The organism is uncultured Ruthenibacterium sp. (assembly GCF_963558415.1).
Classification (GTDB): Bacteria; Bacillota; Clostridia; order Oscillospirales; family Ruminococcaceae; genus Ruthenibacterium.
The window spans coordinates 1-14966 of sequence record NZ_CAUWGY010000057.1 but is presented as its reverse complement, the minus strand read 5'-3'; the positions used below and the strand labels follow the sequence as shown (position 1 = coordinate 14966).

General features: G+C 61.1%; 12 protein-coding genes and 1 pseudogene. 1 reads left to right on the top strand and 12 read right to left on the bottom strand.

Going from position 1 to position 14966, the window contains the following annotated elements; all coding sequences use genetic code 11:
* The 12 genes and pseudogenes from AB5H98_RS09630 to ybaK form a co-directional block, all read right to left on the bottom strand.
* Positions 1–3052, bottom strand: a 3052-nt coding sequence (locus AB5H98_RS09630; RefSeq protein WP_367925700.1) for a phosphoribosylformylglycinamidine synthase, incomplete at its 3' end; no start/stop codon positions are given.
* Positions 3053–3062: 10 nt separating this feature from the next.
* Positions 3063–4343 carry a phosphoribosylamine--glycine ligase gene (gene purD, locus AB5H98_RS09625; protein ID WP_367925699.1) on the bottom strand — a complete coding sequence of 427 codons (1281 nt, stop codon included), beginning with the start codon at positions 4341–4343 and terminating at the stop codon, positions 3063–3065.
* Positions 4344–4358: 15 nt separating this feature from the next.
* Positions 4359–6482 (bottom strand): hypothetical protein, encoded by a 2124-nt coding sequence (locus AB5H98_RS09620; RefSeq protein WP_367925698.1) that lies wholly within the window; start codon positions 6480–6482, stop codon positions 4359–4361.
* A pseudogene (locus AB5H98_RS09615) lies at positions 6418–7582 on the bottom strand (phosphoribosylaminoimidazolecarboxamide formyltransferase). Before AB5H98_RS09615 ends, AB5H98_RS09620 begins: the two are co-directional and overlap by 65 nt.
* 30 nt (positions 7583–7612) lie before the next feature.
* A complete protein-coding gene (locus tag AB5H98_RS09610; RefSeq protein ID WP_367925697.1) occupies positions 7613–8338 on the bottom strand; it encodes an IMP cyclohydrolase in 726 nt (241 codons plus the stop codon).
* A gap of 22 nt (positions 8339–8360) precedes the next feature.
* A complete protein-coding gene (gene purN / locus AB5H98_RS09605; RefSeq protein WP_367925696.1) occupies positions 8361–8951 on the bottom strand; it encodes a phosphoribosylglycinamide formyltransferase in 591 nt (196 codons plus the stop codon).
* On the bottom strand, positions 8948–9985 hold the full coding sequence (purM, locus tag AB5H98_RS09600; protein WP_367925695.1) for a phosphoribosylformylglycinamidine cyclo-ligase: 1038 nt from the start codon (positions 9983–9985) through the stop codon (positions 8948–8950). The genes purN and purM overlap by 4 nt, the downstream gene beginning before the upstream one ends.
* A gap of 15 nt (positions 9986–10000) precedes the next feature.
* Positions 10001–11443 carry an amidophosphoribosyltransferase gene (gene purF / locus AB5H98_RS09595; RefSeq protein ID WP_367925694.1) on the bottom strand — a complete coding sequence of 481 codons (1443 nt, stop codon included), beginning with the start codon at positions 11441–11443 and terminating at the stop codon, positions 10001–10003.
* Positions 11444–11454: 11 nt separating this feature from the next.
* Entirely contained in the window at positions 11455–12162 is a 708-nt protein-coding gene (gene purC / locus AB5H98_RS09590; protein ID WP_367925693.1) for a phosphoribosylaminoimidazolesuccinocarboxamide synthase, read from the bottom strand.
* 45 nt (positions 12163–12207) lie between these two features.
* On the bottom strand, positions 12208–12711 hold the full coding sequence (purE, locus tag AB5H98_RS09585) for a 5-(carboxyamino)imidazole ribonucleotide mutase (RefSeq protein ID WP_367925692.1): 504 nt from the start codon (positions 12709–12711) through the stop codon (positions 12208–12210).
* A 66-nt stretch (positions 12712–12777) separates the two neighbouring features.
* On the bottom strand, positions 12778–12903 hold the full coding sequence (locus AB5H98_RS09580) for a hypothetical protein (RefSeq protein ID WP_367925691.1): 126 nt from the start codon (positions 12901–12903) through the stop codon (positions 12778–12780).
* A gap of 121 nt (positions 12904–13024) precedes the next feature.
* Positions 13025–13525 carry a Cys-tRNA(Pro) deacylase gene (ybaK, locus tag AB5H98_RS09575; protein WP_367925690.1) on the bottom strand — a complete coding sequence of 167 codons (501 nt, stop codon included), beginning with the start codon at positions 13523–13525 and terminating at the stop codon, positions 13025–13027.
* A gap of 204 nt (positions 13526–13729) precedes the next feature.
* On the opposite strand from ybaK, the gene AB5H98_RS09570 reads away from it, so the two are divergent.
* A partial coding sequence (locus AB5H98_RS09570; protein WP_367925689.1) for a hypothetical protein occupies positions 13730–14966 on the top strand: 1237 nt, incomplete at its 3' end.

Here is a 14966-nt window from a genome sequence, read left to right as displayed (position 1 = left end):
TTTCCACGCTTTCGGCCACGGCCGCGGGGGTCAGGTTGTTGATGACGAAAATCTCCGGCTCGGCACCGGCGCGCTCCATGGCGCGGGCGGAGTCGTACTCGCAGTTGGTGCCCGGGAACACGGGGATGAACACCCGGGGCTTTGCGCAGCCCACCCGGGGCGCTACACGGCTGACTGTCTCAAAGCGCAGCTTCTCCACGGGCCGGGCCGCGTCGGCCTCGGCGGTGGTGTGATAGGGCAGCACCGGCTCGAGTTTTTCTTCGTACACTTTCTGCACGCCGTCCAAATCCACCCGCTCGCCGCAGGCTTCAAAGGCATAGGCAAGGGTGGTCTGGCCCAGCGTCTCGCCGATGTCCAGATCTTCGGCCAATTCCAGCACAAAGCTGCCGTACTCGTAGCCGAACAGCAATTCTTTTGTCACGGACGGGTCCGCTTTGAAGCCCAGCCGGTTGCCCAGAGCCATTTTGCACACGGCCTCGGCAATGCCGCCAAAGCCCGGCGTATAGGCCGCCAAGACCTTTTTCTGGGCGATGAGCGTCTCCACCTGACGGAACACGCGTTTCAGGCTCTCGGCGTTGGGCACAAGGCCCTCGCTGCGCGCCGGGCGCACCAGCACCACTTTGGAGCCGGGCAGTTTGAACTCGGGGCTGATGACGTTGTCCGTATTGCCCGCGGCCACCGCAAAGCTGACCAGTGTGGGCGGCACGTCGATGTTTTCAAAGGTGCCGGACATGGAGTCCTTGCCGCCGATGGCCGCCACGCCCAAATCCACCTGCGCGTCCAATGCGCCCAGCAGGCTGGCCATGGGCTGGCCCCAGCGGGCGGGGTCTGCGCCCAGGCGCTGGAAGTACTCCTGGAAGGTCAGGTAGGCTTTCTCGGCCGAAAAACCTGCTGCCACCAGCTTGGAAACGCTTTCCACCACAGCCAGGTAGGCGCCGGTGTACTGGTCTTTTTCCGCGATGAAGGGGTTGTAGCCCCAGGCCATGCCGGAGCAGGTCTTGGTCTCGCCGTGCAGCACCGGCAGCTTGGCCGCCATGGCCTGCACCGGGGTGAGCTGGGTCTTGCCGCCAAAGGGCATGACCACGGTGCCTGCGCCGATGGTGGAGTCAAACCGCTCGGACAGGCCCTTTTTGCTGCACACGTTCAAATCGCCCATCAAATCGGTGAGCATCTCGCAAAGAGGTTTCTCCTGAACGTGCCGGGCCGCATCCTGTGCTTTGGGGACCGCCACGTTTGTATGTTTTTCCGCACCGTTGGAATTGAGGAAGGGCCGGGCGATGTCACAGATGACGTTGCCGTTCCAGCGCATGACCAGGCGGGGCTCTTCGGTGACGGTGGCCACCACGGTGGCCTCCAGGTTTTCCTTGTTGGCGGCGGCGATGAACTTGTCCGCGTCCTCTTTGGCCACCACGACGGCCATGCGCTCCTGGCTCTCGGAGATGGCGAGCTCCGTGCCGTCCAGGCCGTCGTATTTGCGGGGCACGGCGTTCAGATCGATGGAAAGGCCGTCGGCCAATTCGCCGATGGCCACGGACACGCCGCCTGCGCCGAAGTCGTTGCAGCGCTTAATCATGAGCGTGGCCTCTTTGGTGCGGAACAGGCGCTGCAATTTGCGCTCCACGGGCGCGTTGCCCTTCTGCACCTCGGCTCCGCAGGTCTCCAGACTCTCCAGTTTGTGAGCCTTGGAAGAACCGGTGGCGCCGCCGCAACCGTCGCGGCCGGTGCGGCCGCCCAGCAAAATGACCACGTCGCCGGGCACGGGCTCTTCGCGGCGCACGTTCTCCTCGGGCACGGCGCCCACCACGGCGCCGATCTCCATGCGCTTTGCGATGTAGCCCGGATGATACAGTTCATCCACCATGCCTGTGGCAAGGCCGATCTGGTTGCCGTAGCTGGAATAGCCCGCCGCGGCGGTGGTGACCAGCTTGCGCTGGGGCAGTTTGCCCTTCAAGGTATCCTGCACAGGCACCAGCGGGTCCCCCGCGCCGGTGACGCGCATGGCCTGATACACATAGCCGCGGTTTGCCAGCGGGTCGCGGATGGCGCCGCCGATGCAGGTGGCCGCGCCGCCGAAGGGCTCGATCTCGGTGGGGTGGTTGTGGGTCTCATTTTTAAACAAAAGCAGCCAGGGCTCGTCTTTTCCGTTGTTGTCCACGGTGATGTGCACGCTGCAGGCGTTGATCTCGTCGGACTCGTCCAGGCCCTTGAGCACGCCGGTCTTTTTTAAGTACTTGCCGCCCATGGTGCCCAGATCCATCAGGCACATGGGTTTGTTGCGCTGGCCGTACACCTCTTTGCGCATGTTCTGGTACCGGTCATAGGCTTTGCGCACCCGCTCGTCGGCGATGTCCACTTTGTCCAGAATGGTGCCGAACGTGGTGTGGCGGCAGTGGTCGGACCAGTAGGTGTCGATCATGCGGATCTCGGTGATGGTGGGGTCCCGGTGCTCGGAAATAAAATACTGCTGGCAGAAGGCCGCGTCGTCCGCGTCCATGGCAAGGCCGTAGTGCGCCACAAACTCTTTGAGGCCGTCGGCGGTGAGCTTTGTAAAGCCGGTCAATGTCTCCACGGTGGTGGGAATGGCGTAGCTTGCCTTTAACGTCTGTTTTTCCTCGAGGCTTGCAAGGCGGGCCTCCACAGGGTTGACCACGTATTTCTCGATCTCGGCAAGCTCGGCTTCGGTGGGCTTGCCGGTCAACAGGAACACCCGGGCGGTGGCCACGTCCGGCCGCTCGCCCTGGCTGATGAGCTGGATGCACTCGGCGGCGCTGGCGGCCCGCTGGTCAAACTGGCCGGGCAGATACTCGGTGGCGAACACAACGTCCGCACCTGCGGGAATGGAGGTGTACACCTCGTCGAGCTGGGGCTCGGAGAACACGGTGCCGATGCATTTTTGGAACAAATCTTCCCCGATGCCCTCCACGTCGTACCGGTTCAAAAGCCGCAGTCCGGTGACGCTTTTGATGCGCAATAAATGGCGGATCTCGTGCAAAATGCCCTTTGCCTCGACGGCATATTCGGGCCGTTTTTCAACGTAAATACGATAAACCATGGTTGCCTCCTTACAATGCGGCCAGGGCGCGTGCGCCGATGTCCGTGCGTTTGTGCAGCCCGTCGAAGTGAATTTGTTCCGACGCGGCGTAGGCTTTTTTGAGCGCCTCTTTCAAGGTGTCGGCTGTGGCGGTCACGCCCAGCACCCGACCGCCGGCGGTGACGAGCTGGCCGTCTTTGAGCGCCGTGCCTGCGTGATACACCACGGCGTCGGCGCCGGATAGCTGCCCGTTTTCAAGGCCAGTGATGACCTTGCCTTTTTCATAGTGCTGCGGATAGCCGCCCGATGCAAGCACCACGCAGGCGGCGGATTTTTGGCTGAATTTGACTTGAGCCTGGTCCAGAGTGCCGTCGGTGGTAGCCCGCATGATGGAAAGAAGGTCGCTTTCCAGTAGCGGCAGCACCACCTGAGTCTCCGGGTCGCCGAAGCGGCAATTGTACTCGATGACTTTGGGGCCGTCGGGCGTGAGCATGAGCCCGAAGTATAAGCAGCCCTTGAAGGGACAGCCCTCGGCGGCCATGGCGGCCACGGTGGGCTTAAAGATGGTCTCCATGCACACGTCGGCAATTTCGTTTGTATAGCAGGGGTTCGGGGCCACGGTGCCCATGCCGCCGGTGTTCAAACCCTTGTCTGCGTCCAGCGCCCGCTTGTGGTCCATGCTGGACACCATGGGCACCACGGTCTTGCCGTCGGTGAAGCTGAGCACCGACACCTCGGGGCCGGTGAGGAATTCCTCTACCACCACCCGGCGGCCGGAGGCGCCGAAGAGCCCCTCCTCCAGCATGCCCTTGACGGCGCTTTCGGCAGCGGCTTCGTCCTCGCAGATGAGAACGCCCTTGCCCAGAGCCAAGCCGTCGGCCTTGACCACCACGGGGTATTTGCCTTTGCCGCGGATGTAGGCCATGGCCTCCTGTGCGTTTGTAAAGGTCTCATATTCGGCGGTGGGGATGCCGTATTTTTTCATGAGGTTTTTGGAAAAGACCTTGCTGGCCTCGATGCGGGCCGCGGCCTTGTTTGGCCCGAAGGCGGGAATGCCTTTTTCGGCCAGGGCGTCCACCATGCCCAAAGCCAGGGGGTCGTCCGGGGCCACCACCACGTAGTCCACGTGCTCTGTGCAGGCCAAATCCACCATTTTCTCCACGTCCGTGGCGGCCACGGGCACGCACACCGCGTCTGCGGCGATGCCCCCGTTGCCCGGCGCGCACAAAAGTTCGGTCACGCCCTGGCTCTCTTTCAGTTTGCGGATGATGGCATGCTCGCGGCCACCGCCGCCCACCACAAGGATCTTCATACAAACTCCCTCCGTTTATTGCAACACAAAAATGGTCACATCGTCGTTTTCGTACACTGTTTCAAAGCCGTCCACCGCGCTTTGGGCGAACAGGGACGGGCTTGTCTGCTCGGTGATGTCCCAGCCTTTTTCCGCCGCACGTTTGCAGTAGACCACCGCGCCCACGCCGATTTCGCGGCACAGAGAGGCGGCTTCTTCGGCGGTTTCGCCGGGGCCGAACAAGGTTTTCATCTGATTTACCCGCATTTCCACTTCTGTTTTGGAAACGCCCAAATTGGACACGGCGTACTTGAAGCTCTCCATATAAAAGGGCCGGCCGGAAATGCCGGAATACACGTTGGAAAGCCCTTCCCTCGCAACGCCCGTATGGCTGCGGTTCGTGGCCAGCAGAATGCCTTCGGGCAAATGTTCGCCCGCCCAGCGAAGGGCCTCTTCCTCGGCGGCGGTCAGGGCCAAATCTTTCTCATCGGCCAGCGCCGCCTCGCCCGTGGGCGATGTACCGCCCGCGTACGCCATTTGAACGCCGGTGAACACGCCGCCCACAAAGCCCACCAGCACAAGGCACGCGGCGCAGGCTTTGCACGCGGCGGCCAGGACCTTTTTGCGGCGGGCACAGAAAGCCAAAAATCCGTCCAGATTCTGCACGGCCAGCACATTGGCGAAAAACAGCCCGATGAACGCAAAATACATCTGGCTCATGGACTCGTGGTCAAACAAAAAGAAGGCCGCAAAGCCGCCCGCGGCGCAGGCAGTGAAAAACAGGCGCGGTCCGCTCAGTTTTAAAAGCCGCGGCACGTCCCGAACGGCGCCCGCCAAAAACAAGGGCGTGGACGCCGGGGCAAAGCACACGGTCTGGGCCAGCATGAACACCGGCGCGCACACAGCGGCCAGCAGCGGGCTTTTGGCCTGCAAAAGAGCCACAAAATTGGTAAAATACGATTTTTCCAGAGTGCCGAACAAGGAAAAACCGATCTTGCTGGAAGCACCCGCGGAGAAAAACACCCGGAACAGCACCGCGAACCCGGCCAGCACCAGCGCGGCAAAGGCCAGCACGGCGCCATTTTGCTTTGTGCGGGCAAAGCAAAAGCGCAAAAGCGCCGCCAGCCCGAAAGCCAGCGCCGCCACGCCCGCCACCGGGCCCTTGGCAAAGCACAAAAGGGCGAAGGACGCCGCAGCAAAGCCCCAGAGCCAGGGCTTCGGGTCCTTCCACAGGCACCACACCCCGGCGGCAAAGCCCGCCAACAAAAGCGTGGTCAGGCCCATGCCGTTCACGTTGGTCACAAGGTGATACACGCTCAGATTCCAGAAGGGACACCGGCCGTAAGAAAAGATTTTCCACAGCCCGGCGCCGCCGCACAAAAAGGTGAGGACAAAAAACGCCGCGGTTTTTTTCCGGCTTTGAAACCACAGGGCCCCGCACTCATCCAGCACCGGCACCAACAGCCACAGCAGACCCACGGGCAGATAAAAGGCCAGGGCGTCCCACGCGGGGACCCCGCCCATGGCAAAGCCCGCGGCCAGCAGTTCGGACAGCCAATGGTACGTGAGGGTGTAGCCGGAAAAGCGCAGATCCCCGGGCGGCAGGCCCAAGAGAAAGCTCTGGGTATTGCCCAGGTTCCAGAAAAAGTCGTGGTTTGGCACCACGGCGCCCGCGGCCGCGGCGTGGGCGTTTGGCACAACGCACACGGCGGCGCACAAAAGCCAAAGCCCCGCCCGCCAAAGGGACCGGAAAGCATCCGGCTTCAAAAGGGGTTCCCGCACGGCGAAGAGGCTCGCAAGCCCTGCCACAGGCAGCGCCCAAATCAAACCGTGCAGACCCGTGGCCGAGGCAAGCGCAGTGACGACGGCCCACAGCCCCAGGCCGAATACGGCGCTTGCGGTGCGCATAAGCCCCGCTTTGCCGGCGCCCAGCACTTTGGCCAGGGCCCGGCCCGGCAGCCACACGCCGCACACGGCCAGCACGGCGAAGAGCGCCGCGCCGGCAAAAGACGCCCCTGCCCACACGCAGGCAAACAGAAACACCCCGGCGCAGCACAGCTCTACCCACTGGGATTTGGTCACACAGCGAATCATATCAATGATGGAACAGCCGCAGGCCGTTGAAGGCCATGACAATGCCGTACTTATCGCAAGTGGCAATGACCTGGTCGTCCCGGATGGAGCCGCCGGGCTCTACGATGGCGCTGACGCCCGAGCGGCGGGATGTTGTCGCCGAAGGGGAAGAAGGCGTCGGAGCCAAGGCACACGTCGTGGAACTGAGAAAGCCACTCTTTTTTCTCTTCGGCGGTCAAAGGCTCGGGGCGGGTGGTGAAGGTATCGGCCCACACGTCATCGCCCAATACGTCCTCATACTCGTCGGAGATGTACACGTCGATGGCGTTGTCCCGGTTGGGGCGGGACACGTCCTTGCGGAAGGGCAGGCCCAGCACCTTCGGGTGCTGGCGCAGATGCCAGATGTCGGCCTTGTTGCCCGCCAGGCGGGTGCAGTGGATGCGGCTCTGCTGGCCGGCGCCCACGCCGATGATCTGGCCGCCCTCGGCGTAGCACACCGAGTTGGACTGGGTGTATTTCAGCGTGATGAGGCACAAAATCAAATCGCGTTTTTGCGCCTCGGTCAGGGTTTTGTTTTTGGTGACGATGTTCCGGAAGGTCTCGGGGCCGAATTTTGCCTCGTTGCGGCCCTGCTCAAAGGTGATGCCGAACACGTCCTTATGCTCCACGGGAGCAGGCACATAAGCGGGGTCGATTTTGACCACGTTGTAGCCGCCCTTGCGCTTTGCCTTCAAAATGGCCAGCGCCTCGTCGGTGTAGCCCGGAGCGATGACGCCGTCGGTGACTTCGTGCTGGATGACCCGGGCGGTGCTCTCATCGCACACGTCGGACAGGGCGATCCAGTCGCCAAAAGAGGACATGCGGTCCGCGCCGCGGGCGCGGGCATAGGCGCAGGCCAAGGGCGACAGCTCCATGCCCTCTACAAAGTACATTTTCTTCATGGCGTCGGTCAAAGGCAGGCCCAGAGCGGCACCCGCCGGGGACACGTGCTTGAAGGACGCAGCCGCGGGCAGACCCGTGGCCTCTTTCAATTCTTTGACAAGCTGCCAGGAGTTGAGCGCATCCAGAAAGTTGATGTAGCCCGGCCGGCCGTTGAGCACTTCCACGGGCAGTTCGCCCTGGGCCATAAAGATGCGGGCGGGTTTCTGGTTGGGATTGCAGCCGTATTTCAGTTCCAGTTCTCTCATGTACAAAAAAGCCTCCTTGCAAAGGCCGGGTCAGTCCTCGGTCTTGTGATATTTGTTGACGATGCGGTCCTCGGCCTTGCCGGTTTTCAAATCGATGAAGCGCACGAACAGAGACACCTTATTGGCCTCGTTCAAACTGTTCCAGACCATATTGGTGAACGTGTCGATGTTGCCCGCGATGCGCACCCGCTGGGGTTCGCCGGAAAAGCTGGGGATGGGGTTGCCGTCGCACCGGTAGGTGTGAATGAACCGGCCCTCCCCGGCCACGGGCTGGGGATATTCGAAGAAAAAGCGCTCTACCGACGCATCGTTGCCGCCGTCGGACTTCAGAATGGACAGCTTATACTTCATTTCGCCCGCTTTCACCTTCACAAGGCCCGAGATGCGGGGGGTGAAGTTGGGGCTGTCCGGCTCAAAGGTGCGCGTGCGCAGCGCCTTGGCAAAGCCCTTGCCCTTTTTCAAATGCTCGTAGATGGTGTCGGTCTGGTCGCCGTTGGTGACGATGGTCTGATCGTCCAGCACACGCACCGGCGCGTAGATGATCAGGCTGGGGTCCTCGAGCTTGGCGGGGTCTGCGGCCTCGGTGATGATGCCGCCGTCCTTTGCCGTGAACACCCGGTTGCGGCTGTTGGCCGACCGGCCCATGATGAAGTACGCGATGACGGCGCTTTTGCCGTCCTCGGACCGGCCGATGACGATGCCCCGGCCGGGATAGGCGTTGATGGCGAGCTCTGCCGCCAGACTCAAATGATCCATAGATATCTCCTTTCGCGCCGCTTTACAGCCGGCCGCTGGTGAGAAGGTCCAAGGCCTTGGGCAGAATTTCCCACTCGGCCTGTTCCATCACCCGCCGCTGCAAGGTCTCGGGGGTGTCCCCCTCTTCCACGTACACGGCCTTTTGCAGCACGATGCGGCCGTCGTCGTATTCTTCGTTTACTAAGTGCACCGTGGCGCCCGTGACTTTCACGCCCTTTTTGAGAGCGGCCTCATGCACCCGCAGCCCGTAGTACCCGGCTCCGCAAAAGGAGGGGATCAGGCTGGGATGAATGTTCAAAATCCGGTCCGGGTACGCGCGCACCACGTTCTGCCCCACCATGGACAGATACCCCGCCAGCACTACGGCCTCGATGCCATGGCTTTGCAAGGTGTTCAGCATGGCGTCGTTGAACGCGTCCGCGTCGGCGTAGTCTTTGCGGCGCACCACCGCGGTCTCGATGCCCGCTTTGGCCGCCCGCTCCAGGGCGTACACGCCCGGCTTTGAGGCCACCACCAGCGCCAATTCGGCATGGGGCAGCTTGCCCGCGGCCTTGGCGTCGATCAGCGCCTGCAGATTGGTGCCCCCGCCGGAAACAAGCACCGCTACTTTCATACCAGCTCCACGCCTTTCTCCTCGCCTTTGGCGATCTCGCCCAAGAAGTAGGCTTCCTGGCCGTTTTCGGCCAGCACGCGCACCGCTTCGTCCGCTTTGTCGGCAGGCACCACCAGCGTCATGCCAACGCCCATGTTGAAGGTGTTGAACATGTCGCGCTCGGGAATCTTGCCGGTCTTTTGCAGCAACTGGAACACGGGCAGCACACGCACGTCGCTCTTTTTGATTTTGGCAACGCATCCGGCAGCCAAGGCGCGGGGGATGTTCTCATAGAAGCCGCCGCCGGTGATGTGGCTGACTGCGTACACGGGCATTTTTTCCATCAGGGCCAGCACGGGCTTGACGTAGATTTTGGTGGGAGTCAAAAGCGCCTCGCCCAGCGTCATGCCCAGCTCGTCCACATAGTTGTGGACATCGGCGTATTCCACGTTGAAAATTTTGCGCACCAGCGAGAAACCGTTGGAGTGCACGCCCGAAGAAGGCAGCGCGATGATGGCGTCGCCCGGGCGCATTTTCGTGTTGTCCACGATTTTGCTCTTTTCCACAACGCCCACGGAGAAGCCCGCCAGATCGTACTCGTTTTTCGGATAAAAGCCCGGCATCTCGGCGGTCTCGCCGCCCACCAGCGCAGCGCCGGCCTGGACGCAGCCCTCGGCCACGCCCTCGACGATGGCGGCCACCTTCTCGGGCACCAGTTTGCCACAGGCGATGTAGTCCAAAAACACCAGGGGTTTTGCCCCGCAGGTGACGATGTCGTTGACGCACATGGCCACGCAGTCGATGCCCACGGTGTTGTGCTTGTCCATCAAAAAGGCGATTTTCAATTTGGTGCCCACGCCGTCGGTGCCGGACACCAGCACCGGGTGCTGCATGCCGGTCACGTCCAGTTCGAACAGGCCGCCGAAGCCGCCCAGACCGCCGATGGCACCGGGGGTCATGGTGCGGGCCACGTGCTGTTTCATCAGCTCCACGGCGGTGTAGCCGGCGGTGATGTCCACGCCCGCTGCCTTGTAGCTCTCGGAATAACTTTTCATACCGATTCTCCTCTCTCAGTCGGCGGATTCGGAAATTTTCTTTTCAAACTTGCTTTTGTGAGGTGCCGCAGGCGGCTGTTCGGGATACTGACCGGTGAAGCAACCGGTGCACAGACCCAATTTGCAGCCCTCGGCGATTTTTTTCACGCCGTCCACGCTCAAAAAGCCCAGGCTGTCCACGCCCAAAATCTCGCGCATCTCTTCCAGAGAGTGGTTGGCCGCGATCAGATTCTCCCGGCTGTCCACGTCCACGCCGAAGTAGCACGGATACAAAAACTCGGGCGCCGAGGACAAGAAATGCACCTCGGTGGCGCCGGCCTCTCGCAGAAGCTGCACGATCTGCCGGGAAGTGGTACCGCGGACGATGGAGTCATCCACCAGCACCACCCGCTTGCCGCGCACGGTGTCCGCGATGGGGTTCAATTTGATGCGCACAGTGTTTTCACGCAGCTTTTGGGAGGGCTGAATGAACGTGCGGCCGATGTATTTATTCTTCAAAAAGCCGATGCCGTAGGGGATGCCGCTCTGCTGGGAATAGCCCAGCGCCGCGTCCAGTCCCGAGTCGGGCACGCCGATGACCACGTCCGCCTGGACCGGGTGCTCCAGCGCCAGCAGCGCGCCGGCACGCCGGCGGGCCCGGTGCACGGACGCGCCGTCCACCACCGAGTCGGGGCGGGCGATGTACACGAACTCAAACACGCACAGAGAAGTGTCCTTTTGGCAATGGGCGCGGATGCTGTGCACGCCGTTTTCGTCGATGCACACGATCTCGCCGGGCTCAATGTCCCGCACGAACTCGCCCCCGGCGGCCAGAATGGCGCAGCTCTCGCTGGCGACTACGTCGCTGTCCCCAATTTTGCCCAGGCACAAGGGGCGGAACCCGTGAGGGTCCCGGGCGGCGATGAGCTTGCGCGGGCTCATGACCACCAGAGAATACGCGCCTTTCAGTTTGGGCATGGCGTTTTCCACAGCCTTTTCAATGCTGGGAGCGGTCAGGCGCTCCCGGGTGATGGTATAGGCGATGACCTCGGTGTCGGAGGTGGAGTGGAAGATGCCGCCCATGAGCTCAAACTCTTCCCGCAGCTCGGCGGCGTTGGTCAGATTGCCGTTGTGGGCCAGGGCCATGGGGCCCTTTACATGGCGGATGACAAACGGCTGGGCATTGGACCGCACGGGCGTGCCCGTGGTGGCGTACCGGCAATGGCCGATGCACATGTTGCCACGGGGCATATTCTCCAGCACTTCCTTTGTGAACACCTCGTTCACAAGGCCCAGCTCCCGGCGCTTATAAAACACGCCGTCGTCGTTCACGGCCATGCCGCAGCTCTCCTGGCCCCGGTGCTGCAAAGCGTACAGGGCATAGTAGGCGGTGGACACCACGTCCAAATCGTCCCCGCGGCGGTACACGCCGAACACGCCGCACTCCTCGTGGATTTTATCGCTCAAAATTTCTTTCATTTTCGAACCTCTCAACCCAAAAGACGGGCCATAACTTCCTGGTAGGCTTCCTCTTCGCCGCCCAAGTCCCGGCGGAACAAATCTTTGTCCAGGTGCGCGCCGGTGGTGGCGTCCCAGAAGCGGCAGGTGTCGGGGCTGATCTCGTCCGCCAGCACGATGGTGCCGTCGGGCAAACGGCCGAACTCCAGCTTGAAGTCGATGAGGCGGATGTTGAACTTCAACAGGTACTCGGACAAAATGTCATTGACCTGGAAGGCATACTTTGTGATGGTGGCGATCTCCTCTTCACTGGCCAAATCCAGCGCACGGGCGTGGTAGCTGTTGATGAGGGGGTCGTGATACTCGTCGTTTTTGTAGCTGAACTCGATGGTGGGGATCTTCAGAACCGTTCCCTCGGGCACGCCCAGGCGCTTTGTAAAGCTGCCCGCAGCCACGTTGCGCACGATGACCTCCAAGGGCACGATCTGCACCTTTTTCACCACGGTCTCGCGGTCGCTGAGCTCCTCGACAAAATGGGTGGGCACGCCTTTTTCTGCCAGCATTTTCATCAGGTTGTTGGTGAGCTTGTTGTTTACAACGCCCTTGCCGCGGATGGTGCCCTTTTTGGCGCCGTCGCCGGCGGTGGCGTCGTCCTTATAATCTACAATGACCAGGTTGGGGTCGTCGGTGGCGAATACTTTCTTTGCTTTTCCCTCGTACAATTGTTCCAGTTTTTTCATGATCCTGTGCTCCCTTTCTCTATTAAAAATATTTGTTGACGATTTTTAAAGCGCAGCCAGTTCCTCTTGCAGCTTTTGGTCCTTAGCGGCAATTTCCTTTTCCATGTCCGCCCGGGCCTGTTTCAAAAGCCCGGCGATGCGCTCATCGGACACGGCCAAAATCTGCGCGGCCAGCACCGCCGCATTTTTGGCCCCGTTCAAAGCCACGGTGGCCACGGGGATGCCGCTGGGCATCTGCACGGTGGCCAAAAGCGCGTCGAGCCCGTCCATGGCGCCGCCCTTGCAGGGAATGCCAATGACCGGCAGCACCGTATTGGCGGCGATGGCCCCGGCCAAATGCGCTGCCATGCCGGCGGCGGCGATGATGACGCCAAACCCGTTTTGTGCGGCGTTTTGTGCAAACGCGGCTGCGGCCGCAGGCGTGCGGTGCGCGCTCATCACATGCACTTCAAAGGGGATGTCCCACTTTTTCAGTTGCACAGCCGCGCCCTTGACGCAGGGCCAGTCCGAATCCGACCCCATGATGATGGCTACTTTTTTCGTTTCCATGTTCTTTTTCCACCTTTCCCTACCAAACAAGAAGGGCCGTGGTGCACTTGCACCACGGCCCTTTGCTTACACGGATACACGATTCCCCCACACAAGAGCGCACCCCGACCCGTACTCGGTGTGCCGACCCTTGCTGAAGGCTGCACGATGCCCCAGGTCCATCCGCTTTTTGCGCAATCCACCTTGCTGCATCCTGCTAACCTCCCTTGAAAGGAAAATTCAATTCTATTGTACCTTGTCGGGCCGGACAAATCAATCCGTGAAAACAAGTTCAGAAAAACGCACAAAGAAACCCTTTTTTCAACGGGCGCTTTTATGCCAAATCCCCTTGGGTCACATCTGCGGTGGTCGCCTTTGCCAGCTTCACAAGGTCCCCGGGCGCTAGCTGCACCTGAAAACCGATGTGCCCCGCGGACACGGCCATGAGCGGCTGTGCAAGGCAGCTTTCGTCCAGCACCGTGACAAAGGGCTTTTTCATGCCCAGCGGGCTGCACCCGCCCCGCACGTAGCCCGTGACCTTCAAAAGGTCCGCCACGTGCAGCATGGCCACGCTCTTTTCCCCCACGGCCCGGGCCGCCTTTTTCAAGTCCAGCTCCTTTTCCACGGGGATGACGAACACAAAATAGTTTTTGCTGGCGCCCTGCGTGACCAACGTCTTGAACACGCTGGCCGGGTCCTGGCCCAGCTTTCGGGCCACGGCCACGCCGTCGATGGCCCCGTCCGAAGCGTCGTACGCATAGGGCGTATAGGCCACCTTTGCAGCGTCCAGCATGCGCATCACATTGGTTTTTGTTTCTTTTTGTTTTTTTGCCATGGAACATCACCTGAATATCAAAATAAAAACGATTTGCTGTGACATTTGTACAAATTTCATTATAGCCGAATGGCGCCTGCGGAACAAGTGCCGGCGCAAAGCGCGCAAAAACCCTTGAAAACCCCTTTTTCATACTTATAATAATATATAAGAGCTCGGTTTTACGGGCAGTGGACGGATTTTGGAAAGAAAGGACTAGACACTATGAACGCAAAGAAAAAGTGCTGCTGGCTGACCGCTGTGCTGATTTTTGCCCTGGCAGTGGGGTTGCTGCCCGCCACCGCTTTTGCGGCCGGAAGCCCCCAAGTACAGCTCAACGGGCAGGCCATGGTCAGCGGTGTTGAGGTGGTGTGCGGCGAGGGGACCGCACTGTTTGACGAGGCCGCCAAAACGCTGACGCTGGAAAACGCCACCATTGAAGAGACGACCAACCAGAACGTCGCCGCCCTGTTCATCCAAGGGGAACTGACCATTCGGCTCATCGGCAACAACCGCATCGCTGCGCAGGACAAGCGCGCGATTTACGCGCAGAACGCGGATTTGACCATTCAGGGCACCAGTGCGGACTGCCTGACGCTGGAGAGCAACGGCGAAACGTTGCAGGCCGACCAAAGCCAGGTCACCATTGACGGATGCGTCATCCGTGCGAGTTCCCATCGCTGGGGCGGCATTTTGGCGTACGGCGGGACCATGACCATTCAAAACGGTGCGAACATCACCATTGACAGCCAGGACCCGGCTCTGGTCGGGGAAAACGGCTTGACCATCACCGACAGCGCCGTGACCGCCACCGCCGGCGCACAGGTAAACGCGGTGAGCACCTACGGACCTTTGATCGTGCGCAACTCCACCTTGCAGGTGACGGGCCTTGACGCCACCGCATATCCGGCCATCTATGCGGCGGGGGACATCCTCATTGAAGCAAACAGCACCGTCACATCTCTCAGCAACGGCATGCGCGGCATTTACGCCGAGGCCAACATGACCGTGAACGACAGCACCGTCACAGCGTCCGGCGCCACCAACGAGGGAGTGATCGTGGTGGGAACGCTGACGGTCAACCGCTCTGTGCTGACTGCGTCCAGCAAGCCCAACGACATCATCCCGGCCATTGTGACCCAACATTTGCACATCACCGATTCCCGCGTGACCGCCAACGGCGGTCTGGCCTTGATGGACTGGAACAACGGCACCACAGACAACTGCTCTTTCAGCATTACACCGGGGGCCGGCGAACTGGTCCAGTTCAAAGTGGACCCCACCAACTGGAACGGCGCTACGGCGGTCCACTTCGACAAGCAGGGCCAATCGCCCTATGACACCACCGTGGATTTTGACGACAACGCCATGAACTGGCTGGGCAGCTACCGCTACGTGCAAGTGGACGAACACGTTCACGCAGGCGGCACGGCCACCTGCCAGTCGCCTGCGGGTTGCGCGG

Excerpts from the sequence above, each read along its gene's own strand:
- purD (WP_367925699.1), bottom strand. The coding sequence starts at position 4,343 with ATGAAGATCCTTGTGGTGGGCGGCGGTGGCCGCGAGCATGCCATCATC.
- AB5H98_RS09610 (WP_367925697.1), bottom strand. The coding sequence starts at position 8,338 with ATGGATCATTTGAGTCTGGCGGCAGAGCTCGCCATCAACGCCTATCCC.
- purN (WP_367925696.1), bottom strand. The coding sequence starts at position 8,951 with ATGAAAGTAGCGGTGCTTGTTTCCGGCGGGGGCACCAATCTGCAGGCG.
- purM (WP_367925695.1), bottom strand. The coding sequence starts at position 9,985 with ATGAAAAGTTATTCCGAGAGCTACAAGGCAGCGGGCGTGGACATCACC.
- purF (WP_367925694.1), bottom strand. The coding sequence starts at position 11,443 with ATGAAAGAAATTTTGAGCGATAAAATCCACGAGGAGTGCGGCGTGTTC.
- purC (WP_367925693.1), bottom strand. The coding sequence starts at position 12,162 with ATGAAAAAACTGGAACAATTGTACGAGGGAAAAGCAAAGAAAGTATTC.
- purE (WP_367925692.1), bottom strand. The coding sequence starts at position 12,711 with ATGGAAACGAAAAAAGTAGCCATCATCATGGGGTCGGATTCGGACTGG.
- AB5H98_RS09580 (WP_367925691.1), bottom strand. The coding sequence starts at position 12,903 with ATGCAGCAAGGTGGATTGCGCAAAAAGCGGATGGACCTGGGGCATCGT.
- ybaK (WP_367925690.1), bottom strand. The coding sequence starts at position 13,525 with ATGGCAAAAAAACAAAAAGAAACAAAAACCAATGTGATGCGCATGCTG.